The sequence below is a fragment of the Marinoscillum sp. HNIBRBA16962 genome (assembly GCF_057801515.1).
The window spans coordinates 378,413-401,820 of record NZ_CM173603.1 but is presented as its reverse complement, the minus strand read 5'-3'; the positions used below and the strand labels follow the sequence as shown (position 1 = coordinate 401,820).

19 protein-coding genes are annotated in these 23,408 nt (G+C 43.9%); 8 read left to right on the top strand and 11 right to left on the bottom strand.

Annotated features, from left to right (window positions below):
- Positions 1-24: 24 nt before the first annotated feature.
- From AC3E9V_RS01755 to rimP, 4 genes are all read right to left on the bottom strand, one after another.
- Positions 25-453 carry an RrF2 family transcriptional regulator gene (locus AC3E9V_RS01755; protein ID WP_488751462.1) on the bottom strand — a complete coding sequence of 143 codons (429 nt, stop codon included), beginning with the start codon at positions 451-453 and terminating at the stop codon, positions 25-27.
- A gap of 162 nt (positions 454-615) precedes the next feature.
- Positions 616-3,447, bottom strand: a complete 2,832-nt coding sequence (gene infB / locus AC3E9V_RS01750) for a translation initiation factor IF-2 (protein WP_488751461.1) — start codon at positions 3,445-3,447, stop codon at positions 616-618.
- 31 nt (positions 3,448-3,478) lie between these two features.
- Positions 3,479-4,720: a transcription termination factor NusA gene (gene nusA / locus AC3E9V_RS01745; protein WP_488751460.1), complete on the bottom strand. Its 1,242-nt coding sequence runs from the start codon at positions 4,718-4,720 to the stop codon at positions 3,479-3,481.
- A gap of 3 nt (positions 4,721-4,723) precedes the next feature.
- Positions 4,724-5,194: a ribosome maturation factor RimP gene (rimP, locus tag AC3E9V_RS01740; protein ID WP_488751459.1), complete on the bottom strand. Its 471-nt coding sequence runs from the start codon at positions 5,192-5,194 to the stop codon at positions 4,724-4,726.
- A gap of 159 nt (positions 5,195-5,353) precedes the next feature.
- Here rimP and cysS point away from each other — a divergent pair, with 159 nt between their 5' ends.
- Positions 5,354-6,835: a cysteine--tRNA ligase gene (gene cysS / locus AC3E9V_RS01735; RefSeq protein ID WP_488751458.1), complete on the top strand. Its 1,482-nt coding sequence runs from the start codon at positions 5,354-5,356 to the stop codon at positions 6,833-6,835.
- Between the two features lie 45 nt (positions 6,836-6,880).
- Here cysS and hpf read toward each other — a convergent pair whose 3' ends face one another.
- The 4 genes from hpf to AC3E9V_RS01715 all read right to left on the bottom strand — a co-directional run bounded on the left by hpf (position 6,881) and on the right by AC3E9V_RS01715 (position 9,571).
- Positions 6,881-7,183, bottom strand: coding sequence for a ribosome hibernation-promoting factor, HPF/YfiA family (hpf, locus tag AC3E9V_RS01730; RefSeq protein WP_488751457.1), 303 nt, complete (start codon positions 7,181-7,183; stop codon positions 6,881-6,883).
- A gap of 26 nt (positions 7,184-7,209) precedes the next feature.
- On the bottom strand, positions 7,210-8,085 hold the full coding sequence (locus AC3E9V_RS01725) for a tyrosine-type recombinase/integrase (RefSeq protein ID WP_488751456.1): 876 nt from the start codon (positions 8,083-8,085) through the stop codon (positions 7,210-7,212).
- 71 nt (positions 8,086-8,156) lie between these two features.
- Positions 8,157-8,351, bottom strand: coding sequence for a 30S ribosomal protein S21 (gene rpsU, locus AC3E9V_RS01720; protein ID WP_488751455.1), 195 nt, complete (start codon positions 8,349-8,351; stop codon positions 8,157-8,159).
- A gap of 56 nt (positions 8,352-8,407) precedes the next feature.
- Positions 8,408-9,571, bottom strand: coding sequence for an acyl-CoA dehydrogenase family protein (locus tag AC3E9V_RS01715; RefSeq protein WP_488751454.1), 1,164 nt, complete (start codon positions 9,569-9,571; stop codon positions 8,408-8,410).
- Between the two features lie 157 nt (positions 9,572-9,728).
- On the opposite strand from AC3E9V_RS01715, the gene AC3E9V_RS01710 reads away from it, so the two are divergent.
- Both AC3E9V_RS01710 and galE read left to right on the top strand, forming a co-directional pair.
- Positions 9,729-11,042: a UDP-glucose dehydrogenase family protein gene (locus AC3E9V_RS01710; RefSeq protein WP_488751453.1), complete on the top strand. Its 1,314-nt coding sequence runs from the start codon at positions 9,729-9,731 to the stop codon at positions 11,040-11,042.
- The gene (galE, locus tag AC3E9V_RS01705) at positions 11,035-12,063 is read left to right on the top strand and encodes a UDP-glucose 4-epimerase GalE (RefSeq protein ID WP_488751452.1); all 1,029 of its coding nucleotides are present in this window, start codon (positions 11,035-11,037) and stop codon (positions 12,061-12,063) included. The genes AC3E9V_RS01710 and galE overlap by 8 nt, the downstream gene beginning before the upstream one ends.
- Here the strand turns inward: galE and AC3E9V_RS01700 are convergent.
- A complete protein-coding gene (locus AC3E9V_RS01700; protein ID WP_488751451.1) occupies positions 12,060-12,830 on the bottom strand; it encodes a DUF547 domain-containing protein in 771 nt (256 codons plus the stop codon). The two genes, galE and AC3E9V_RS01700, sit on opposite strands and share 4 nt — an antisense overlap.
- Positions 12,831-12,979: 149 nt before the next feature.
- Between AC3E9V_RS01700 and AC3E9V_RS01695 the strand changes: the two genes are divergently transcribed.
- Both AC3E9V_RS01695 and AC3E9V_RS01690 read left to right on the top strand, forming a co-directional pair.
- Positions 12,980-14,527, top strand: coding sequence for a glycine--tRNA ligase (locus tag AC3E9V_RS01695; RefSeq protein WP_488751450.1), 1,548 nt, complete (start codon positions 12,980-12,982; stop codon positions 14,525-14,527).
- A 5-nt stretch (positions 14,528-14,532) separates the two neighbouring features.
- Positions 14,533-15,312 carry a zinc-dependent peptidase gene (locus AC3E9V_RS01690; RefSeq protein ID WP_488751449.1) on the top strand — a complete coding sequence of 260 codons (780 nt, stop codon included), beginning with the start codon at positions 14,533-14,535 and terminating at the stop codon, positions 15,310-15,312.
- A gap of 162 nt (positions 15,313-15,474) precedes the next feature.
- On the opposite strand, the gene AC3E9V_RS01685 is transcribed toward AC3E9V_RS01690, so the two are convergent.
- Positions 15,475-15,780: a HigA family addiction module antitoxin gene (locus AC3E9V_RS01685; RefSeq protein WP_488751448.1), complete on the bottom strand. Its 306-nt coding sequence runs from the start codon at positions 15,778-15,780 to the stop codon at positions 15,475-15,477.
- 1 nt (position 15,781) lies between these two features.
- Entirely contained in the window at positions 15,782-16,063 is a 282-nt protein-coding gene (locus AC3E9V_RS01680) for a type II toxin-antitoxin system RelE/ParE family toxin (protein WP_488751447.1), read from the bottom strand.
- Positions 16,064-16,181: 118 nt separating this feature from the next.
- Here AC3E9V_RS01680 and AC3E9V_RS01675 point away from each other — a divergent pair, with 118 nt between their 5' ends.
- The 3 genes from AC3E9V_RS01675 to ileS all read left to right on the top strand — a co-directional run bounded on the left by AC3E9V_RS01675 (position 16,182) and on the right by ileS (position 23,397).
- On the top strand, positions 16,182-17,537 hold the full coding sequence (locus tag AC3E9V_RS01675) for a deoxyguanosinetriphosphate triphosphohydrolase (RefSeq protein WP_488751446.1): 1,356 nt from the start codon (positions 16,182-16,184) through the stop codon (positions 17,535-17,537).
- Between the two features lie 84 nt (positions 17,538-17,621).
- Complete coding sequence (locus AC3E9V_RS01670; RefSeq protein ID WP_488751445.1) at positions 17,622-20,021, top strand: efflux RND transporter permease subunit; 2,400 nt, start codon at positions 17,622-17,624, stop codon at positions 20,019-20,021.
- Between the two features lie 16 nt (positions 20,022-20,037).
- Positions 20,038-23,397: an isoleucine--tRNA ligase gene (ileS, locus tag AC3E9V_RS01665; protein ID WP_488751444.1), complete on the top strand. Its 3,360-nt coding sequence runs from the start codon at positions 20,038-20,040 to the stop codon at positions 23,395-23,397.
- Positions 23,398-23,408 lie beyond the last annotated feature (11 nt).

Here is a 23,408-nt window from a genome sequence, read left to right as displayed (position 1 = left end):
TATCCGTTATTAATTGAAATTTTTTTACATTTTTAAAAAACGATTGCCCTGGATGATACCTCCCTTGAGGTTTTCCAGTGTAGTACTCTCAAGGATGCCGGTGAGATGGTCTCTTACAGCCAGAAACTTATCATGAGCTGGACATGGATGCACGTCCGAACACTTTTCCAATCCCAGCACACAGTTTTTCACGATCCCTTCACCGTCAATGGCCACCACTACTTCAAGTAGCGTAATTGGTCGCTCCTTACGTAGTTGAAACCCTCCGCTAGGGCCTCTTAATGACAGCAACAGATCATTTCTAACCAGCTGCTGTAAAATTTTTGCTGTAAAAGCCTCCGGAGAGCTGATCGCTCCGGCTATGTCCTTAAGCCCGGCACGCCTGCCTTCCTCTTCTACAGTAGCCAGGTAGATCATGATCTTTAATGCGTACTCGCAGGCTTTTGAAAACATTGCTTTTTAATTATGAGGTAAAATTAAGGCCAATTTTTATTTCGGACAAACTTATCCGAAATAATTGATGTGATTTATATCAGGGAGGTTAGTGACTTTTATCCACAAAAAAAGCGAGACAGGATGCCTCGCTTTTTTTCAACTATCTATTTTTTTTCAATCTTAAAGTTTTCGTTTTACTTCCCGCTCCTCAAAGCCTTCAATGATGTCTCCTACTTTGATATCGTTGAAGTTTTTAATAGAGACTCCGCATTCATATCCGCTTTTCACCTCATTTACGTCATCTTTGAAACGCTTGAGTTGATTGATCTCTCCTTCATATACTACGATACCATTACGGATCAGTCGTACTTTATTAGATCGCTTCACTGTACCATCTGTTACATAACATCCGGCGACAGTACCCACTTTAGAGATCTTGAATACTTCGCGTACTTCGATGTTTCCAGTGATGATCTCTTCGGAAGTTGGCTCAAGCATACCCTCCATCGCATCTTTCACATCGTTGATAGCATCATAAATAATGGAGTACAGCCTGATCTCGATCTCTTCCTGCTCGGCAAGTCTCCTTGCACTAGCTGACGGACGTACCTGGAAACCTACGATTACCGCGTCTGAAGCTGACGCTAACAGTACATCAGACTCAGAGATCTGACCTACAGCCTTATGGATGATATTTACCTGAACCTCCTCTGTAGAAAGTTTCAATAAAGAATCAGCCAGGGCTTCTATAGATCCATCCACATCACCTTTCACGATCACGTTAAGCTCTTTAAAGCTTCCGATCGCTAATCGACGACCAATTTCATCCAGTGTAATGTGTTTCTTGGTCCTGATGGATTGTTCTCGCTGGATCTGCTCTCGCTTGGTAGCAATTTCACGTGCTTCGCGATCACTGTCCATCACATTAAATTTATCTCCTGCCTGGGGAGCGCCGTCTAACCCAAGCATAGCAACCGGCGTGGAGGGTCCTGCTTCTTTTATCTTCTTTCCACGGTGGTCAAACATAGCCTTGACCTTACCAAAATTGGATCCGGCCAGAACCACATCACCCACGCGCATTGTACCGGCCTGTACCATGAGAGTGGTCACATAGCCCCTACCTTTGTCCAGCGTAGCTTCTATCACAGATCCAACAGCTGGCTTATTAGCATTTGCCTTAAGTTCCAAAAGCTCTGCTTCCAGCAATACTTTTTCCAGCAGATCATCAATACCTTCACCAGACTTTGCAGAAACGTGCTGACATTGATACTTTCCTCCCCAGTCCTCTACCAGGATGTTGATGTTGGATAGTTCCTCTTTGATCTTATCCGGATTGGCATTTGGCTTATCCACCTTATTGATAGCTATGATGATCGGCACCCCTGCCACCTGAGCGTGGTTTATAGCTTCTTTGGTTTGTGGCATGACCGCATCATCAGCAGCCACTACAATGATGGCCACATCCGTGATCTTGGCACCCCTGGCCCGCATAGCGGTAAAGGCCTCGTGTCCGGGAGTATCCAGAAAAGCAATTCGCTTTCCGTTTTCCGTCTCCACATCATAAGCGCCAATGTGCTGGGTAATACCTCCGGCTTCACCTTCCGTCACTTTCGAGTCCCGGATAAAGTCGAGTAGAGATGTCTTACCATGGTCTACGTGCCCCATAATGGTAACAATCGGAGCCCTATCTTCCAAATCCTCTGCCTTATCATCTACCTCTTCTATCTCGATTTCATCATCTTCTGAAGTAAACTCTACGTCATAGCCAAATTCATCTGCAATCACGGTAATGGACTCAGCATCGAGTCGCTGGTTGATAGAAACAAACATCCCCAGAGACATACAGGTAGAGATCACATCATTAACCGAAACATTCATCAATGAAGCCAAGTCGCTCGCAGAGATAAATTCAGTTACTTTCAGCTTTTTAGCATCATCCTGCTCCTGCTGCAGCCTTTCTTCTTCGGCTTCAGCTTTGGCTGATCGTTTATCCTTTCTATACTTGGATCGGCCTGAACCTCCACCCTGTTTTCCTCCTGAGAGTTTGGCAAGTGTGGCCTTAATTTTATCCTGAATTTCTTTATCGGAGAGCTCCTCGGTCTTTCGGTTATCTCTTCTACCGCCACCGCCTCTTCTGTCACCTCTAGGTCCGCGATTGTCGCCGGGGCTGCTGATCCGTTTCCTCGGTCGTTTCTTCTTACGTTCCTTTTGCTCGTCTGAAGAGGCTACCGGTTTGACCTTTTTCTTTTCATCTTTCGGTAAATCAATTTTACCTACTACAGTAAGCCCTTTGAGGGAGTCGGCCTTAGCTTTGATCTTTTCATCCTGACTTTTTTCCTCAGCAATGGGTTTTGCTTCTTCCTTTTGCTTAGGCTCCTCTTTCTTTTCCTCTGGTTTTGCCGGTTCTTCTTTGGCTTTAGGCTCCTCTACCTTCTCTTCTTTTTTCTCTGCCTCTTTTTGCTCAGCCTCTTCTGCCTTGGCAGGTTTCTCTTCTTCTACTTTTTCAGGCTCTTCTTTTTTCTCTGGTTTCGGTTCGTCCTCTTTTGGTTTTTCCTGCTTCGGTTCTTCCTCCTTTGGTTCCTCTGCAGGCTTCGGTTTTTCCTTTCCTTTTTCAAGGTCTATTTTACCTACCACCTTCGGACCATCCAGCTTCTTTCTGCCAATGATCTTTCCTGCATCTTCCTTCTCTTCCTCTTTCTTCTTCAGTGCTTCTTTCGCACTATTATCCTTAATGAGGATCTCTTCCTCTTCGTCGGTAGGTTTCTTCTCTTCACCTGTCTCTTTGATGACAAGATTATCCGAATGCTTACTACCTATCGTCAAGCCGGAAGCCTCCTCTTTCTCCATCGCCGAGGAAGCAAACTCCTTGGATAGCAGTGCAAACTGCTCCTGGGTTATTTTAGAGTTAGGGCTACTGTCCACCTCAAATCCTTTACTGGAAAGGAAATCAAGGACTGTACCCCTACCTACATTTAATTTTCTAGCAACTTGACTTAAACGATATTCTGCCATATAAAAATTCTCCTCTTATTGAATTGGCTGCTTATTCAAATTCTTGTTTTAATATATTCAATACATTCTGAATGGTTTCCTCTTCCAAATCGGTCCTTCTTGTCAGCTCTTCCATAGAAAGTGTCAGGACGCTTTTTGCCGTATCCAGACCAATGCGCTTGAGCTCATCAATCACCCAGCTTTCTATTTCATCGGAAAATTCATCCAAGTCCACATCCTCTTCCTCAGCACCATCCAGTTCTCTGAACACATCAATCTCCAGTCCGGCGAGTTTAGAAGCCAGCTTGATATTTTGTCCGCCTTTACCTATCGCAAGCGACACCTGGTCAGGTTTAAGGTAAACCGAAACCCGATCCTTCTCCTCGCTGATCTTCATGCTCTGGATCTTCGCCGGACTCAGAGCCCTGGCAATGAACAGCTCCATATTATCCGTGAAGTTAATAACATCAATGTTCTCATTTTGTAATTCACGAACTATAGAATGGATACGAGACCCTTTCATACCAACACAAGCTCCTACAGGATCGATCCGATCATCGTAAGATTCTACAGCTACCTTTGCTCTTTCGCCTGGTTCCCTTACGACTTTTTTGATTGTAATCAACCCATCATATACTTCTGGCACTTCACTTTCAAACAACCGCTCCAGAAAAGTAGGTGAAGTCCTTGAGAGGATAATTTTAGGATTTCCATTCACCATTTCTACCCGATGAACGATTGCCCGTACAGAATCACCTTTACGGTACCTGTCTTTTGAGATCTGTTCATTCTTGGGAAGATTAAGTTCATTACCTTCACCATCAATCAGCAAGATCTCCCGGCTTAAAGTCTGATAAACCTCTCCGGTAATGATCTCACCTACAAGATCCTTATATTTCTGAAAAAGAATATCTTTTTCCAGGTCTTTTATTTTCTGGATCAATGTCTGACGAGCAGTCATTACCGCGCGGCGACCAAAGTCCTCGAGCTTAATCTCTTCGGATACTTCCTCGCCGATCTCAAAATCAGGCTCTATCTTCCTTGCCTCTGAAAGGCTGATCTTATCATGATCCCAAATATCCTCTGAATTGTCATCAACAATTTCCCGGAATCTCCAGATTTCAAGGTCTCCTTTATCCGTGTTGATGATGATATCAAAATTATCATCCACCTTGAACTTCTTACGGATCATGGTACGGAATACGTCTTCCAGTATCCTGATCATCGTAGGACGGTCAATGTTTTTGCCCCTGGCAAAATCCGCAAATGAATCAATTAAAATTCCAGTATCCATCGATTATTTAAATGAAACTAATACTATTGATTTATCTATATCTTCAAATTTTATTTCGTGCTGATCTACTTGTCCCTTTTTTTTCTCTTCAAGTATAATCAACTCCTTTTCTACTGCTTTAAGTTCACCCTGCACCTTTGTGCCATCTTTCTTCGAAACTTTAAGCCCACGACCCACATTTTTTTTATACTGCCTGAAAGACTGCAGCGGGTGATCTACTCCAGCTGAAGAAACTTCCAGAAAATACTTGCCTTCAATGAGGTCTTTTTCCTCTATTCTTTCACCCAGCTGACGGCTGGTATTACTGCACCGGTCGATGGTCACCCCCTGATCCCCATCCAGCAGGACAATCAACCGCTGATTGCCCGGATTTCCTTTGAGCTTTACATCCACTAAAAACAGTGAAGAGTCTGATGAAATGATGTCTTCCACCATTTCCTTCACTTCGTCTACCAACTGCTGCAACCCGGTCATTTTTATTATGAATAAAAAGAGGGGACTTGCGTCCCCTCGAACCTTAATTCTATATTTGCACTGCAAAGCTAACAGAAAAAATACTCATTTCAAATTAGCTTAAAAACAAACTTTTTACCTGCTAGTTCGTGATAACTAGGTATTTACAACAAAAGAAACATGATCGGTAAGCTCCGGATAGTCAATTCAATCACCAAAGAAAAAGAAGTTTTTGAGCCGCTGAATCCACCATATGTAGGTATATATGTATGTGGCCCCACGGTCTACAGTGATGTGCACCTGGGTAATGTGCGCACTTTTTTGTCTTTTGATGTTATCTATCGGTATCTGCAGTTTCTCGGATACAAAGTGAGATACGTCCGCAATATCACTGATGTGGGCCATCTGCTGGACAGTGGTGAGGACAAGATCTCCAAAAAAGCCAAGCTGGAAAATCTGGAGCCTATGGAGATCGTGCAGAAATATGCCAACGATTTTCACAAGGTTATGGAGACCTTTAATGCGCTTCCGCCGGACATTGAGCCATCAGCCACGGGTCACCTTATGGAGCTCCTGGCTATGATCGAGGAGTTACTGAAAAACGGATATGCCTATGAGTCAAATGGCTCTGTTTATTTTGATATCACTAAATACAATGAAAAATTCCACTATGGAAAGTTAAGCGGGCGCAAAACCGAAGACCTCCTGAATCAAACCAGGGAGTTGGACGGGCAGTCAGATAAACGCAATCCCCTGGACTTTGCACTGTGGAAAAAAGCCGCCCCTGAGCACATCATGCGTTGGAAAACAAGGTGGAGTGACGGGTTTCCCGGCTGGCACCTGGAATGCTCTGTGATGAGCACTAAGTATCTGGGAGAAGAATTTGATATACACGGTGGTGGGATGGACCTTAAATTTCCCCATCATGAATGTGAAATAGCCCAAAATGCCGGCTCAACAGGTAAAGAGGGAGCAAAATACTGGATGCACACCAATATGCTCACAGTAAATGGTCAAAAGATGAGCAAATCTCTTGGCAACTCCTTTTTACCTGAGCAACTGATCAGCGGCAATCATGAATTGCTGGAGCGGGGATACAGCCCTATGACTATCCGCTTTTTCATGCTTCAGTCGCATTACGCCAGCACACTCGACTTCTCAAATGAGGCCCTCAATGCCGCTCAAAAAGGATATATAAAGCTTGCCAATGGATTGAGGCTCATTAAATGCCTTGAATACCCCGAAGGAGCCGCTGAGGAAATCAATGAGAAGCAGGCTGATCAGATCAACAAGATCTGCGACAATTGCTATCATGCCATGAATGATGATTTCAATACCGCACTGACAATTGGTCATCTTTTTAATCTGGTAAAAAAGGTCAACTCCATACAAACAGGCCAGTTGAAGCCAGAAGAAATTGGCAGGCAAACTTTTAACCGGATGAAGGAAACCTTTATCTCTTTTACCGAGAATGTGCTTGGTCTCAGGCTGGAGTCATCTGTTTCGAGTGAACATCTCCTGGATGTTATTCTGGATGAATACCGAGCGGCAAAAGAGGCTAAGGACTATGATAAAGTAGATGACCTACGGGCAAAACTGAAAGCCGAAGGAATAGTCGTAAAAGACCTGAAGACCGGAATAGACTGGGCTTTTGAGGAATAAAAAAAGACCGGTGTTCGCCGGTCTTTTTTCAGGAAATTATAACTTTTACTTAACGGCATACAGCTTTTCTTTATGCTTCTTCAGTTGTCTTCTCAGTGCTTCCACCGCTTCATCAGCAGCGGCCTCAAAAGACCTGGATTTCTCTTTAGCAAAAAGCTGATTGCCCGGGATGTTCATTTTAATTTCAATCACTTTGTTTTCGTTCGCATCATCCTTATCAAGACGCATAAACACCTCTCCATCTATTATTCGATCATAAAATGTGTCCAGTTTATCCGCTTTTTTCTGAATGAAATCAACCAGCTTCTGGTCAGCGTCAAAATGGATAGAATGCATTTGTAGTTTCATGACTGTCATTTTTATAATTAAACCATTCAAGCCTTGGGGTGTGCTTGATCAAACACAGCCTTCAGCTTTTCCATTGAATTGTGGGTATAGACCTGCGTTGCTGCAAGACTAGTGTGCCCCAAAAGATCTTTTACGGCATTTAAATCCGCACCCTTGTTAAGTAAATGCGTTGCAAATGTATGTCGGAGTACATGAGGGCTTCTTTTCGTAATTGTTGTCACCTGATCCAGGTATTTTTTCACCGTTCGGTATACCATCATAGGATATAACTTTTCTCCGCTTTCTGTCACCAGCAAATGGCCGTTTGAGAGTCCGGCTGTATTTCTTTTCTGCTGATATTCTTTAATTACTTTAACGAGCGATTTGGAAATTGGTATAACTCTTTCCTTATTTCTTTTTCCTAAAACTTTTATGGACTGCTGGTAATGATTGATATCCAAATCTTTAAGTCCGATAAGTTCTGCAAGCCTTATGCCCGTTCCGTACAATAATTCAAGCACGAGCTTGTCTCTCCGGCCTGAGAGGTCCTGTGGAAACTCCAGCTTATCGAGCAAAATGGTTATCTCATTTTCTCTGACAAAGCTGGGGAGTTTTTTCTCCACCTTCATAGGTTTGAGCCTGCTGGCAGGATTTTGGTCTACGTACTCTCTGGCCAGCAAAAACTTAAAAAAGGACTTAAGTGTGGCAATCTTACGGTTTACGGTTTTCGGGGAAACCTCCGTCTCCACTAATGAAACAATCCAGGAGCGTAAATGAGGATGCTTCACCTCTTCAAAAGAGGTGATCTCAAAAGTGTCTGAAAGGAAATGTCGTAGCTGATCTAAATCTCGACGGTACGCTGAAATGGTGTGCGGACTAAAACGTTTTTCGTACTCGAGATATTTAAGGAAGGACTCAATCATATAGTTAGCATTCCTCACTTCAGGAGGAATACTAACTTAACGATTTATGTCGATTTATCCCTAAAAAGAGATTACTTATTTTCTTGCTCTTGCATGTACTGACGATACTGAGCTTTGATGACCTCAGTTCGTCTTCTCACTGAAGGCTTAGTGAAGTAAGTCCGATCTCTCAGCTCCCTGAGTGTACCGGTTTTTTCAAACTTCTTTTTAAACCTTTTTAAAGCCTTGTCAATTGATTCGTTTTCTTTGACGTTTACTATAATCATGGTAAAACTTATTTTGAGCCTGCAAAAATAGAAGAAAAATGTTAAGCTTCAAAAATTTACTTCAATAGTTCTCTGGAAATTACCAGTTTCTGAATCTCCGAGGTTCCTTCACCGATAGTGCAAAGCTTGGCATCCCTGTAGTACTTCTCTGCAGGATAGTCTTTAGTGTACCCATAGCCGCCAAAGATCTGCACAGCCTCGTTCCCACACTCTACTGAGATCTCAGATGCATAAAGCTTAGCCATGGATGAGGCTTTGGTCACGGGCTTACCCAGGTTTTTCAGCTCAGCTGCCTGGAAAGTCAGGAGCTTAGCAGCTTCAACTTTGGTAGCCATCTCTGCCAGCTTGAAGGATATGCCCTGATAGCTGGAAATGGGTTTACCAAATTGCTCCCGCTCTTTGGAATACCTGACCGCTACTTCCAGGGCTCCTTCGGCCATTCCACAACTAAGCGCTGCAATGGAGATCCGACCTCCATCAAGTACCTTCAGCGACTGAATAAAACCTTCACCTACTTCTCCAATGAGGTTCTCTTCCGGGATACGACAATCCTCAAAGATCATTTCTGCTGTCTCAGAACAGCGCATCCCAAGTTTATTTTCTTTCCTGCCTCCTGAAAAGCCCCTCGTGCCTCGCTCTACAATAAAGGCGGATGCATTCCGGTTTTCTCCGGATTCTCCTGTACGGGCAATCACCACTGCCACATCTCCGGATATACCGTGAGTGATGAAGTTTTTTGCGCCATTCAGGACCCACTCATTACCATCCTTTACTGCAGTGGTCTTCATATTAGCCGCATCCGACCCGGTATTGGGTTCGGTAAGCCCCCAGGCTCCCAGCCACTCTCCGGTAGCCAGTTTCGGTAGGTATTTTGCTTTTTGAGTCTCAGAGCCATGCTGTAAAATGTGACCGGAACATAAACTGTTGTGAGCAGCCATCGACAATCCAATGGACCCATCAAGTTTGCCAAGCTCAATAATGGCTGTGACATACTCATGGTAGCCGAAGCCTGCACCTCCGTATTCCTGAGGGATAAATACCCCCATCAATCCTAGTTCACCTAATTTTTTAAATAGCGGCTTTGGAAACTCCTGGGACTCATCCCACTTCATTTTATGGGGCTCTATTTCTTTCTCTCCAAAATCCCGCACCATATCTGCGATCATTCGGATGTTTTCTTCCCGCTGGGTGATCAGCGGGTCCTGGGTAACTGTTTGCATGTTGTTTTTGGGTAATAATGTTTACTTACAAAAATAACAATCTAACGTAAGTGTTTTGTAAAGGGTTGGACATTTACATCTAACCATTATTTTAGCGTTTTTATCAGGCAAAAAAACTACTTTTGCCCCCTTATCAAACCAAGCATTTTATAGTATTATGAAAATAGCAGTAGTCGGAACAGGATATGTAGGGTTGGTTACAGGTACTTGTTTTTCAGAAACAGGAAATCACGTGACCTGTGTAGACATAGATGAAAAAAAGGTCGCAAAACTCAAAAACAAACAGATCACCATTTATGAGCCAGGCCTTGAGGTGCTGTTTGAGCGGAACATACGGCAGGGAAGGCTGGATTTCACCACAAACCTTAAAGAAGGAATTAAGGGTGCAAAGATTATTTTCCTGGCCTTGCCAACACCTCCGGGTGAGGACGGATCTGCAGACCTGAAGTATGTGCTGAAGGTAGCAGAAGATCTGGGACCCATCCTGGAAGATTACACAGTAATAGTAGATAAAAGCACAGTGCCGGTAGGTACAGCTGATAAGGTAACTGCTGCTATTGCAAAAAATGCCAGGGTGGATTTTGATGTCGTATCCAACCCCGAGTTTCTCAGGGAAGGAGTTGCCGTTGACGACTTCATGAAGCCAGATCGGGTAGTGATCGGCGCTGCTTCAGATAAAGCCAAAAAAGTAATGGAGAAGCTTTACGCTCCATTTGTACGCCAGGGCAACCCTATCATCTTTATGGATGTGAAGTCTGCCGAGCTGACAAAATATGCAGCAAACTCATTCCTTGCTACCAAAATCACCTTTATGAATGAGATTGCAAATATGTGCGAGTTGCTTGACGCAGATGTGGATATGGTAAGAAAAGGCGTGGGAACAGATACGCGAATTGGTAAGCGGTTCCTGTTTGCAGGTATCGGCTATGGGGGGAGCTGCTTCCCTAAGGATGTACAGGCATTAGCTAAATCTGCCAACGAAGTGAACTATGACTTCAAGATACTGAACTCGGTAATGGATGTGAACGATAAGCAGAAAGAGAAACTTATCGATCCGGTCAAAAAATATTTTAATGGCGACCTGAAAGGAAAAACGATTGCCATATGGGGGCTTGCCTTCAAACCATACACAGACGATATCAGGGAAGCTCCGGCGTTAGAAAACATCACCAAACTATTGAGCCTGGGTGCAAAGGTGAAAGCTTATGATCCTGAGGCGATGGAAAATGTCAAAGAGATCTTTGGCGATAATATCTACTTTGCAGAAGATGAGTACGATGCCCTGAAGGATGCTGACGCTCTGATGATCATGACCGAGTGGCCTGTATTCCGAACACCGGAATTTGATAAGATGACCAGTTCTCTTAAAAACAAGGTCATCTTTGATGGTAGAAATCTATATGAACTCTCCCAGATGGAAGAACTGGGCTTTGCCTATTACAGCATCGGTAGAAAGGTGATAAATGCCTAAGAAACAGGTTTTAGTTACCGGGGGGCTTGGTTATATTGGCTCACATGCTGTAGTGGAGTTATTCAATGCAGGGTATGAGCCGATCATTATTGATAATCTCTCCAACTCTACTCCGGAGGTTTTAGACTCCGTTTCAGAGATTATTGGGTCAAAACCGGTTTTCAGGAAGATAGAGATGTGCAATCTCAATGAGATGGAAGCCGTATTCGAAGAGTTCCCTGAAATAGAAGGTGTTATTCACTTTGCAGCTGTTTTGCTGGTGGGAGAATCCGTGGAGGATCCGCTGAAATACTACCAGAATAACCTTGCATCTACTAATAATCTGCTTTCTGTCCTGAAAGGTGCAAGCCATAAAAACCTGGTTTTTTCTTCTTCCTGTACAGTTTATGGAAATCCGGAAACCCTTCCGGTGAAGGAAAACGAATCTGTAAAGCCTGCTCAATCTCCTTACGGCAACACCAAAAAAATTGGTGAGGAGATCATCAGAGACAGTTGTAATGCCTATGGACTAAATGCCATTTCCCTTAGGTATTTTAATCCTATAGGAGCGCATAAAAGTGTTAAAATTGGTGAGGTTCAGCATGGAGAACCGCATCATTTGGTCCCTTACATTACTGAAACAGCCATTGGAAAGCGGAAACAACTGCGGATTTTTGGTGGAGATTACAATACCCGGGACGGCTCGTGCATCCGGGACTATATCCATGTGGTAGATATTGCCCGGGCTCATGTCAATGCAGTGGACCGGCTGGTACATGGTAAGGTGGAGAGCAACTTCGAGGTGTTTAATCTCGGCTCGGGCAACGGATCTTCCGTTCTGGAAATGATCCATGCTTTTAAAGAAGCCACAGGCATTGAGATACCCTATGAGGTAACAGAAAAAAGACAGGGGGATGTAGAGGCCGTATACGCAGATATCACCCTGGCTAAAGAAAAATTAGGATGGTCTCCCGAGTACGATCTGAAAGAAATGCTCCGAAGTGCCTGGGAGTGGGAAAACGTCCAACGAAGTAAAAATTAATCCTGCTCATTTAAAGCCCAGTTGTACTTCTTATAAGAGACTTTTGTCTTTTCAGTCATCAGCTCATCAGCGTACTGATTGATGTAATCTTTCAACGACATTACCTTCTTAAAATCCCCACCGTACCAATCGAAGATTTTTGATAGTGACGATTTCTCAGCACTGATGTCATTGAGTGCATCATTATTGATAAACGCAATCGCCTGTGCATTTAATTGCTCGTCGAGCTTATCACCCTCATAAGCTTCATTACGCAATCTCGGGCAGGAAAAAGAAGCACAGTTTACCGCAAAATGAATCCGTGGTTCCTCCCATTTCTTTCTTAAAATGCCGTGTTCAATGTTATTCAGGTCGTATTCTTCATTCCCGATCTTTATAAATTTTATATCCCAGGGCGTGTTGACAAAGGGTATTTGAATGAAACTGCCAATATCTTTAATGCTTTCCAAAGGATAATGCTGCAAAATCAGATCTATGGTAAAGGCATTGTAGGCATTGATCCAATAGGCAATCTGATCATTCCTGGACCAGTTTTTATCATTTGGAGGGTTGTCGCGCAACAGGTTCAGGTAATCAGCCAGCGCCGCCCGATCCTTCTTGAAGCCGACATAATCCACCATCCCATTTTCGTCCACATGCTTTTTTAGTAATTCCGTAAATCCCTGATGACTTACGGGTTGGGTATCCAAACCCTGAGAGCTGGTCGGTGTGCAGCTAATAAGCAATGCAATGGATAGCCATAAAATTAAATTCAGGTTTTTACTCATACCATCTAATAATTTACAAATTATTTACGAGTAATGAGAAGGATCAGATCTGGTAAATAGACGCTTAGTAATAAAAATGACAAATTGTTCCATTCTGCAAATGGATATTTTTTCTGCTTTAAGATGTTCAAAATTTTATATTTGCGGCTATGGCAAATTCAGACGACTCGGTAACCTTAAAAAATATAGCCTCGCACTGCAAGGAATACGGTTTTATTTATCCATCCAGTGAGATTTATGACGGACTGGGAGCCACTTATGATTACGGCCCATACGGTGTGGAGCTTAAAAATAACATCAAGGAATACTGGTGGAAGGCTATGGTTCGCCTCAATGAAAATATAGTTGGTATCGATGCGGCGATATTTATGCATCCCACCACCTGGAAAGCTTCCGGTCACGTGGATGCTTTCAATGACCCACTGATAGATAATAAAGACTCCAAAAAGAGATACAGGGCAGACGTGCTGATCGAAGATCAGATAGCCAAGGTTCAGGGGAAGATAGATAAGGAGGTAACGAAAGCTGCAAAGCGGTTTGGGGATTCCTTTGATGAAGAGCAATTTGTCACCACAAATGATCGGGTGCTGAAGTACAAAGGTCAGATCGAAGAGATAGAGGATCGTATGAAAAACGCGATCGAAAAAGGTGACCTGCCAGCGCTAAAACAGCTTATTGTTGATCTGGAAATAGCGGACCCGGTGTCTGGCTCCAGAGACTGGACTGATGTGCGTCAGTTTAACTTGATGTTTTCCACAGAGCTGGGATCAGTGGCCGGTGAGTCCGGGAAAATCTACCTGAGACCTGAGACAGCCCAGGGTATTTTTGTCAACTATCTGAATGTGCAGAAGACTAGCCGGATGAAACCTCCTTTTGGTATCGCACAGATTGGTAAAGCGTTCAGAAACGAGATCATAGCCCGTCAGTTTATCTTCCGTATGCGTGAGTTTGAGCAAATGGAAATGCAATTTTTTGTGAAGCCGGGAGAAGAGATGGAATGGTATGAGCACTGGAAACTAAAGCGCATCGCCTGGCATAAGGCATTGGGTCTGGGAGAAGAGAATTATCGTTTCCACGACCACCTCAACCTCGCTCACTATGCCAATGCTGCCTGCGATATTGAGTTTAACTTCCCTATGGGCTTCAAAGAGCTGGAAGGCATTCACTCGCGAACTGACTTTGACCTGGGAGCTCATGAAAAATACTCCGGAAAGAAACTGAAGTATTTTGATACGCAGGATAACGAAAGTTACACCCCCTATGTAGTAGAAACTTCCATAGGACTGGACCGGATGTTCCTTGCCGTGATGTCTGCAGCCTACACCGAAGAAAAATTGGCAGACGGCAGTGAGCGAACCGTATTGAAAATACCTCCTGTACTTGCTCCGGTAAAAGTAGCAGTATTGCCCCTGCTTAATAAAGACGGTCTACCGGAAAAAGCTAAAGAGATCATGCGAGAAGTAAAGCTTGATTTCAATGCTCAATATGATGTAAAAGATGCCATCGGTAAGCGATATAGAAGACAGGATGCCATTGGCACTCCTTATTGCATTACGATTGACCATCAGACGCTGGAAGACAACACCGTCACGATCAGGGAGCGTGATAGCATGGAACAGCAACGTGTATCTGTGCCTGAACTATTACAAACACTGGAAGAAAAAGTCAGCTTAAAAAAACTCCTTAAGAAAATCTAAGCCAGGTGGTTTGGGCGATACTTTTGGTCGTTATCCCGGTTGTCTGGTACTTTCAGAAGTACGTAGACCAGGAGAAGTTTGCTCATTGGAGTATTACTGCCGGACTCAATACCCGGCAAGTTAAAATCCTGGAGAAGTACTTTAAGTATTACCAGTTTCTGCCTCCCAAATCCAAAAAGATCTTTGAATATCGGGTTGCAAAGTTTATCCGTATCAAGGACTTTGTGCCTCGCCAGATGGAAGTGGTCTCCAATGAGATGAAAGTGCTTATAGCTGCATCGGCTATCCAGTTGACCTTCGGGTTTCCAAAGGTGTTTCTTAGCTATTTCAGGTATATCATTGTCTATCCGGACCAGTTTTTTAGTAACTCCGGCCAGCGATACCACAAAGGTGAGGTAAACCCTAAAGCCAAAGCCATAGTACTTTCATGGAAACACTTTGTGGAAGGGTACGCAACCTCAGAAGGAGTAAACCTTGGGCTGCATGAAATGGCACATGCCCTGCAGCTGGAAAATGTGGTGATGAATCGGGAGTATGATTTTTTGGACCCTGACGCCATAGTACACTGGCAAAAGCTTTCTGAAAAAGAAATCCAAAATATAAAGGGCAACGAGGCAAGTATCTTCCGTGCCTATGGAGCCACCAACTCTTATGAGTTTTTTGCTGTGGCTGTGGAGCTGTTTTTTGAGTGTCCGGAAGATTTCCGTCAATACAACTCCGTGCTTTATGAAGCCCTGAAAAAACTACTGAAACAGGATCCGCTGCTGCTGTATAACAGGCTTTGAAATTCAGCTGTCTATTGCCGTGAAAATTCGGGTTAAATCCAGGAAGCGTATAAGAAAGATTTCTTTGATTTGGTGAAAACTGCATTCCAAAAATGCAGATATATCTCCGAAGGGGTAGAGTCTGTAAAATAAAATTAATCCGTCACTTAACTTCTATTAAGTCTAAACCAGAGAAGAAATACCTTTTAACATTTTATCATCACTGGATGCCAGCCACAAATCATAATTTGTCTGAAGGTTTAGCCAATACTGAGGAGATGTATCAAATGCCTTTGATAATTTCAACGCCATCAATGGGCTAACTCCGGCCCTTCCATTAATAATAGCAGATAAGTTAGGCCTGGAAATAAGCAACTTTTTCGCAGCCTCAGTGACTGAAAGGCCAAGAGGCTCCAAATAAAACTCAAATAAAATCTCCCCTGGATGAGGAGGATCATGTTGCATTAAATCTTGCATTTCTTTGTTCATTTTAATGTGTATCCAAATAGTCCAGGTCAAATATATGACCTCCTTCAAACCGAAATATCAAACGATAATTCCCAGTAACATCAATAGACCAAAACCCCTTGTAGGGAGGTGCTTTCAATTTATGCAAACGAAATGCGGGAATATTTAAGTCTCTCAATTCATGCGCCGCATGCAAAACGCCCAGTATTTTCCGGACTTTTTTGATCCTTTCCTGTGGCAACTTAGAGGTGTTGCCTTTCACAAATAGCTCCTTGAGCCCCTTGTTTCTAAAGCTTTTAATCATTTAATACCCATAATAAAATTATATTTTGTGCCCAGCAGCACCTGTATTGCGTAATGTTACATATTACATTTTAGATATCAAAGGCTCTGATCAAAATATCCTTTAATATTGCAGCAGTATGATGAACTGGCGCGACCTTCTATCCCCCAAACGATTTGGCGACAAAGCGGATGCTGAGCTCTCAAACGAAAGCAGAAGCCGGTTTGAGCAGGACTATGACCGGCTGGTTTTCTCGCATCCTTTCAGAAAACTTCAGGATAAAACCCAGGTTTTTCCGCTCCCTGAAGATGATTTTGTACATACACGTCTTACCCACAGCCTGGAGGTGTCCAGCGTAGGTCGCTCCCTGGGCAAAGCCGTGGGAGAAAGACTTCTGGAAAAATATCCTGAGCTGGTTAACCTTGGCTACACCTTACACGACTTTGGAGGAATAGTGGCCGCAGCCTCCCTGGCCCATGACCTGGGCAATCCGCCATTTGGGCATTCAGGCGAATCAGCCATTTCATCCTTTTTCACGGACTCTGAAACAGGCCGGGCATTTAAATCCCGGGTTGCTGAAAACGAATGGTCAGACCTGATCAGCTTCGAAGGAAACGCACAGGGATTTCGAATTCTGAATGACGAGGATAACGGGGGACTAAAACTGACCTTTGCGTGTTTGGGTGCGTTTACCAAATACCCCAAGTCTTCCTTTAGCCCTAAGGACAAAACCAGAAAAAGCCAAAAGAAATATGGCTATTATCGTGCCGAGGCAGGTCTCTTCAGATCCATTGCTGAAGAAATGAACCTGATCCACCTGGATGAAGAATCCTGGTGCAGACATCCCCTAACCTTCCTGGTGGAAGCAGCGGACGACATCTGCTATAACATCATCGACCTGGAGGACGGTTGCCGGCTGGGTCTGGTGCCGTTTGAGCAAACCCGGGACCTTCTGGCGGCTATTATCGGCGATCGCTACCAGCCTGAAAAGCTTGACAAGATCAAAGACACCAACCAGAAACTGGGATTGCTCAGAGCCATGGCCATCTATCAGCTTATTCAGGAGTGTGTCAGTGAATTCCTTGCTAATGAGCCAGCCATCCTCACAGGTGCTTATGATGTGGCGTTGACCGATGAAATACCTTCCGCTGAAAACCTTAGAAAAATTTCGGAACTTTCAATACATAAGATTTACAGGTCCAAGCAGGTACTTGAACGAGAAGCTGGCGGATTTGAGGTTATTGGTCAGCTGATGAATGCCTATTGCCAGGCGGTATATGCCAGGCATTTTGATGAAAAAAACTATACCCCACGTAAGAAATCCGTTTACCGACTCTTGCCAGAACTACATCAGCAAAAGTTGAAACAGGAAGAGTTGACCATTTATGGGTCACTGCTCATTGTTATGGACTTTATTTCCAGTCTCACTGATTCTCATGGTATTAAGTTATATAAAACCATTCACGGGTTTTCACTCCCGACCTCCAAGGCCTGAATACCGCTGTTAAAAAGCCTCTTTATCAACCAGTTAATTAGGTATTAAGAACCTATAATCATTACATTTGCACCTTCTTTTCAAATGTGGACCAAATTAGCGAATATCATTTTGAAATACCGGATCACCCTTATGATCATTTTGGGGGTGATCACTGTGTATATGGGTTATCAGGCCCAGTTTATCGAATGGTCCTATGACATGGCCAATGTAGTCCCTGAAAAGGACCCGGACCAGCAATATTTCAAACAGTTCAAACAGACATTCGGCGAAGATGGCAACATCATGGCCATCGGCTTTAAGGATAGCGCCCTTTACAAGACCAAAAACTTCCAGCGGATGAAATACCTGACCGAGGAGTTAGGTAACATTAAGGGGGTAAAGGATGTACTCGGTCTGGCCAACCTTAAAATGCTCAGTAAGGACAACCAGAAACGGCGTTTTGACCTGGTGGAAGTCTTCTCTGAAATACCCGAAGATCAGCAAAAGCTGGACAGCATGCTCAACTTCGCTTCGGACTTAAAATTTTACTCCGGTCAGCTCATTAACGAAGAAAACGGGGCCACTCTGATTCTCGTCACCGTAGATAAAGAAGCACTAAATTCTGAATATCGCCATACCATGATCGCTGATATTGTCATGGCCGCAGATCAGTTTGAAGAAGTGACTGGTATAGATGTGCATTATGCAGGGCTCCCTTATGTTCGTTCAGTCAACACGCTAAAGATCAAGGAAGAGCTTAATAAATTCCTTATCTATTCTGTAGTTATTACCGGGCTCATCCTCTTTGGATTTTTCCGCTCGTTGAAGGCCGTCCTGTTCCCCTTAGTTATCATTGGTGTTATAGTGGTATGGGTGCTTGGAACCATCTCCCTTTTCCAGTTTAAGATCACTCTGCTTACCGGCCTTATCCCTTCTATCATAGTAGTAATTGGCATCCCCAACAGTGTCTATATGCTCAACAAATATCACCATGAATATTCTGCACATGGTGATCAGATGCGGGCGCTTGGCAAGATCATCAAAAACATAGGGATTGTTACCTTCATCACCAATTTCACCACTGCAGTGGGGTTCTTTGTGCTGGTGTTTACAGGCATCCCTATCCTAAAAGAATTCGGTATTGTGGCAGGGCTGAATATCATGTGCACATTTGTGGTAAGCACGATTCTGATCCCTTCCGTCTTCTCCATGTTCAAACCGCCCTCAAGAAGGCATTTGAAACACCTGAATTTCAAAATGCTCAACGGGGCATTGATGGTTCTGGATATTCTGGTGCATAAACACCGAAAGCTGATTTTTGCTTTCACTGCCCTGACCGTTGCGCTTTCGGTTGTGGGAATTATGAAGGTGGAGTCCCTTTCTTTTATGGTGGATGACCTGCCTGAAGACAGCCCGCTAAAAAAAGAACTTGCATTTTTTGAAGAGAATTTCAGCGGAGTGATGCCCCTGGAGATCATTGTGGATACAGGCACCAAAAAAGGGGTACAAAACCTGTCCAACCTGAGAAAGATCAATGAGTTTGAGATGTTTCTGGACTCAATGGATTTGATCTCTCAGCCGGTCTCGGTAGTCAGTTTTATAAAAGCGGCAAGACAAGCCTTTTATAATCAAAACCCGGCATTTTACTCCATTCCCAATAACCGGGAAAGCGCCTTTATTTTACGGTATCTGAAAGAAGAAACAGATGAAGAAGGTATCGCCAGGTCTTTTGTAGACTCGACGGGTCAGTTTATCCGAATCTCTTTGAAAATGCCTGATATCGGATCACAGAAAATGGATTCACTGGTCAACAAGGTAATCAGTCCCAAAGTCGATGAAGTTTTCGGAGACACTAAGATGAAAGTAAAGATCACTGGTACTGTACCACTCTTTATCAAGGGAAACAAATTTCTCATCGATAATCTGATCACTTCAATGGTCCTTGCCTTCATAATCATTGCGATCATCATGGCACTACTCTTCAGGAACTTCAGGATGATCGTGATATCCCTGATACCAAACATGATCCCTTTGCTGATCACAGGGGGCATTATGGGTTTTCTGGGAATACCTTTAAAGCCCAGCACCGCTCTGATATTCAGCATAGCTTTTGGCATCTCCGTGGATGACTCCATACACTTTCTGGCTAAATACCGGCAGGAACTTATTGCGCACAATTTCTTTGTGCCAATTGCTGTAAGCAGGAGTTTAAGGGAAACAGGGGCAAGCATGATTTATACTTCCATCATCCTGTTTTTTGGTTTTGTGATTTTCACATTATCTGAATTTGGAGGTACCATCGCATTGGGGAAACTTACCTCTATCACTTTGCTGTTTGCAATGTTGACTAATCTGGTTGTACTTCCAGCGCTACTTCTGCAGTTTGATACTGGTAAGATTGGTAAAAATCATCCGTACATTGAGGATTTTGCTAAAGCCGATTACGATACCGATGATGAAGAGGAAGCCGATGAGGACGAAAATACAAGTGAAAAAACTTAAATAATAAAAGAGAATAGTGGCTAAATATCCAGAGTATAAGCAAGTAAGCTATCCCAAAATCGCAGAGGATATCCTAAAGTTTTGGAAGGATGAGCACATTTTTGAGAAGTCCGTAAGCAGCAGGGAAGGAGCCCGGACCTTTACTTTTTACGAGGGACCTCCATCTGCCAATGGTACGCCTGGTATCCACCATGTGATGGCTCGTACTGTGAAAGATATTTTTTGTCGCTACAAAACACAAAAAGGCTTTCAGGTCAAAAGAAAGGGTGGCTGGGATACTCATGGACTCCCTGTAGAACTACAGGTAGAAAAAGAGCTCGGCATCAAAAAAGATGACATTGGCAAACAGATCTCTGTAGCTGATTACAATCAGAAATGTAAAGAAGCAGTGATGAAGTATAAGGATGAGTGGGACCTGCTTACCCAGAAGATGGGTTATTGGGTAGACCTGGATGATCCTTATATCACCTTTGATAAAAACTACATGGAGACCCTTTGGCACTTGCTAAAGAAGCTCTATGACAAAGGGTTACTGTACAAGGGGTACACCGTACAACCATACTCTCCAGCCGCAGGAACAGGGCTTAGCTCACATGAGCTAAATCAGCCCGGCACCTATAAAGATGTTAAAGACACCTCCGTCGTTGCGCAGTTTAAAGTCAAAAAAGACCAGCGTTCAGCCTTTCTTTTTGAGTCTGATGATGAGGATGTAAGGATACTCGCCTGGACCACTACTCCGTGGACGCTACCTTCCAACTGTGCGCTGGCAGTAGGTGAAAAAATTACTTACGTTAAAGTCAAAACCTTTAACCAGTATACCGGAAAGCCTATAAGCGCGATCCTTGCCAAAGACCTGGTTGGATCATACTTTTCTGAAAAAGCGAAGGATTTATCGCTTGATGACTACAAGCCAGGAGATAAGAAGATCCCTTTTGAGATCGTGCAGGAATTCTCTGGCAAAGACATTGTGGAGGTTCGCTATGATCAGCTCCTGCCCTATGTGACGAATGAAAACCTGGAGAAAAATGCGTTTCGCGTAATTCCCGGAGATTTCGTGTCTACTGAAGACGGTACCGGAGTGGTTCACACTGCATCTGTTTTTGGGGCGGATGACTTTCGTGTCGCTCAGCAAAACGGTGTGCCGGCAGTGCTCATCACCGATGAGACCGGCGCTGAAGTTCCTCTCGTGAACAAAAAAGGACAGTTTGTAGATGAGGTTACGGACTTTGCCGGACGCTATGTCAAGGAGGAGTACTACGAAGATGAGACACGCAACGACCCGGACTTCAAACCTACCGATGTACTGATAGCTATTAAGCTGAAGGAAGATAACAAGGCCTTTAAAGTAGAGAAATATGAGCACAGCTATCCACACTGCTGGAGAACGGATAAGCCGGTGCTGTACTACCCACTCGACTCCTGGTTTATAAAGACCACCGCTTTGAAAGACCGGCTGGTCGCATTAAATGACACCATCAACTGGAAGCCGGCATCCACCGGTACGGGACGTTTTGGAAACTGGCTGGAAAACCTGGTGGACTGGAACCTGAGCAGATCGCGCTTTTGGGGGACTCCTTTGCCTATCTGGGTAACCAAAGATAAGCAGGAGCAAAAGTGTATCGGCAGCATCGCTGAGCTGAAGGAGGAAGTAAAGAAGTCGATCACTGCCGGTCATATGACTGAAGAGATAACTGATGATTTTGACCTGCACAGGCCTTATGTGGATGATGTGATCCTGGTGAGTGATTCAGGACAGCCGATGTATCGCGAGCCTGACCTCATCGACGTATGGTTTGATTCCGGAGCTATGCCTTATGCACAGTGGCATTATCCTTTTGAAAATGAGGAGACTTTTAACGCCAACTATCCGGCTGACTTTATCGCGGAAGGAGTCGATCAGACCCGTGGCTGGTTCTTTACGCTCCATGCTATCGCTACCTTGCTTTATGATTCCGTAGCGTTCAAAAATGTAATTGCAAACGGACTGGTGCTGGACAAAAATGGTAACAAAATGTCCAAGCGGCTCGGCAATGCCATTAACCCGTTTGAAACTTTGGATAAATACGGTCCGGATGCTACCCGGTGGTACATGATCGCCAATGCCAACCCATGGGACAACCTGAAGTTTGACCTGGAAGGGGTGGCGGAGATCCAGCGTAAGTTCTTTGGTACTTTAGCCAATACCTATTCATTCTTTGCCCTCTATGCAAACCTGGATGGATTTGATTTTTCAAAACCTGAGGTACCGCTGGAAAAACTTACCGAAAGTGACCGCTGGGTGATCAGCAAGCTCAACACGCTGATCAAAGAAGTAAATGCCGGATACGATGATTACGAGCCAACAAAGGCTGCCAGAGCTATCCAGAACTTCGTCATGGATGACCTGAGCAACTGGTATGTCCGACTGAATCGTAAACGTTTTTGGGTAGGACAATACGATGAGGATAAAGAAGCAGCTTATCAGACGCTCTACACAGCGCTGATGACTGTTGCCAAACTGTCTGCTCCTATTGCTCCTTTTTATGGAGAGCAGTTATTCCGGGACCTGAACAGTGTCGCTGGTAAGGATGCGGAGGAATCCGTACACCTGGCTGATTTCCCGACAGCAGATGAAAGTAAAATAGATAGCGAGCTGGAAAAAAGGATGCATCTGGCTCAAAGCGCATCCTCACTGGTTCACAGCCTTCGCAAAAAAGAAAAAATCAAGGTCCGACAGCCACTGCAAAAAGTGCTGATCCCCATCTTGAGCGCCAAGGATAAGGAAAGGTTGGTGCGTGTAGAGGAGCTGATTATCTCTGAAACCAATGTAAAAGAAGTAGAGTACATTGATGATGCCTCCGGAATTTTGGTGAAGAAGATCAAGCCAAACTTCAGAAAGCTGGGTCAGCACTTTGGTCCAAAGATGAAGCAACTAACTCCGCTGATCAATGGTATGGATCAGAAAGATATCAAGCAAATTGAGCAAACAGGTGAGTTTACCATAGACCTGGATGGCGAAAAGATCACGCTGGGGCGAGATGATGTGGAAATCACTTCTGAGGATATCCCGGGATGGCTGGTGGCCTCTGAGGATGGGCTTACTGTGGCCCTGGACATTACAATTACCGAAGAGCTGAAGCAGGAGGGACTAAGCCGTGATGTGGTAAACAGGTTACAGAACCTGAGAAAAGATGAAGGCCTGGAAGTACAGGATAAAATAAAAGTTGCTTATTTTACCAGCGATGAGCTCATGAAAAAGTCCATCGAAGCTTATAAAAATTACATACAAAAAGAAACCCAGGCTTTAGCATTGGAGTATGTTGATAAAGTAGCTAATGCAAAAAGTATGGATATAGATGGAATCGAATTGCAGGTAAATCTGGAAGTAGCTAAATAGATATCCATGAA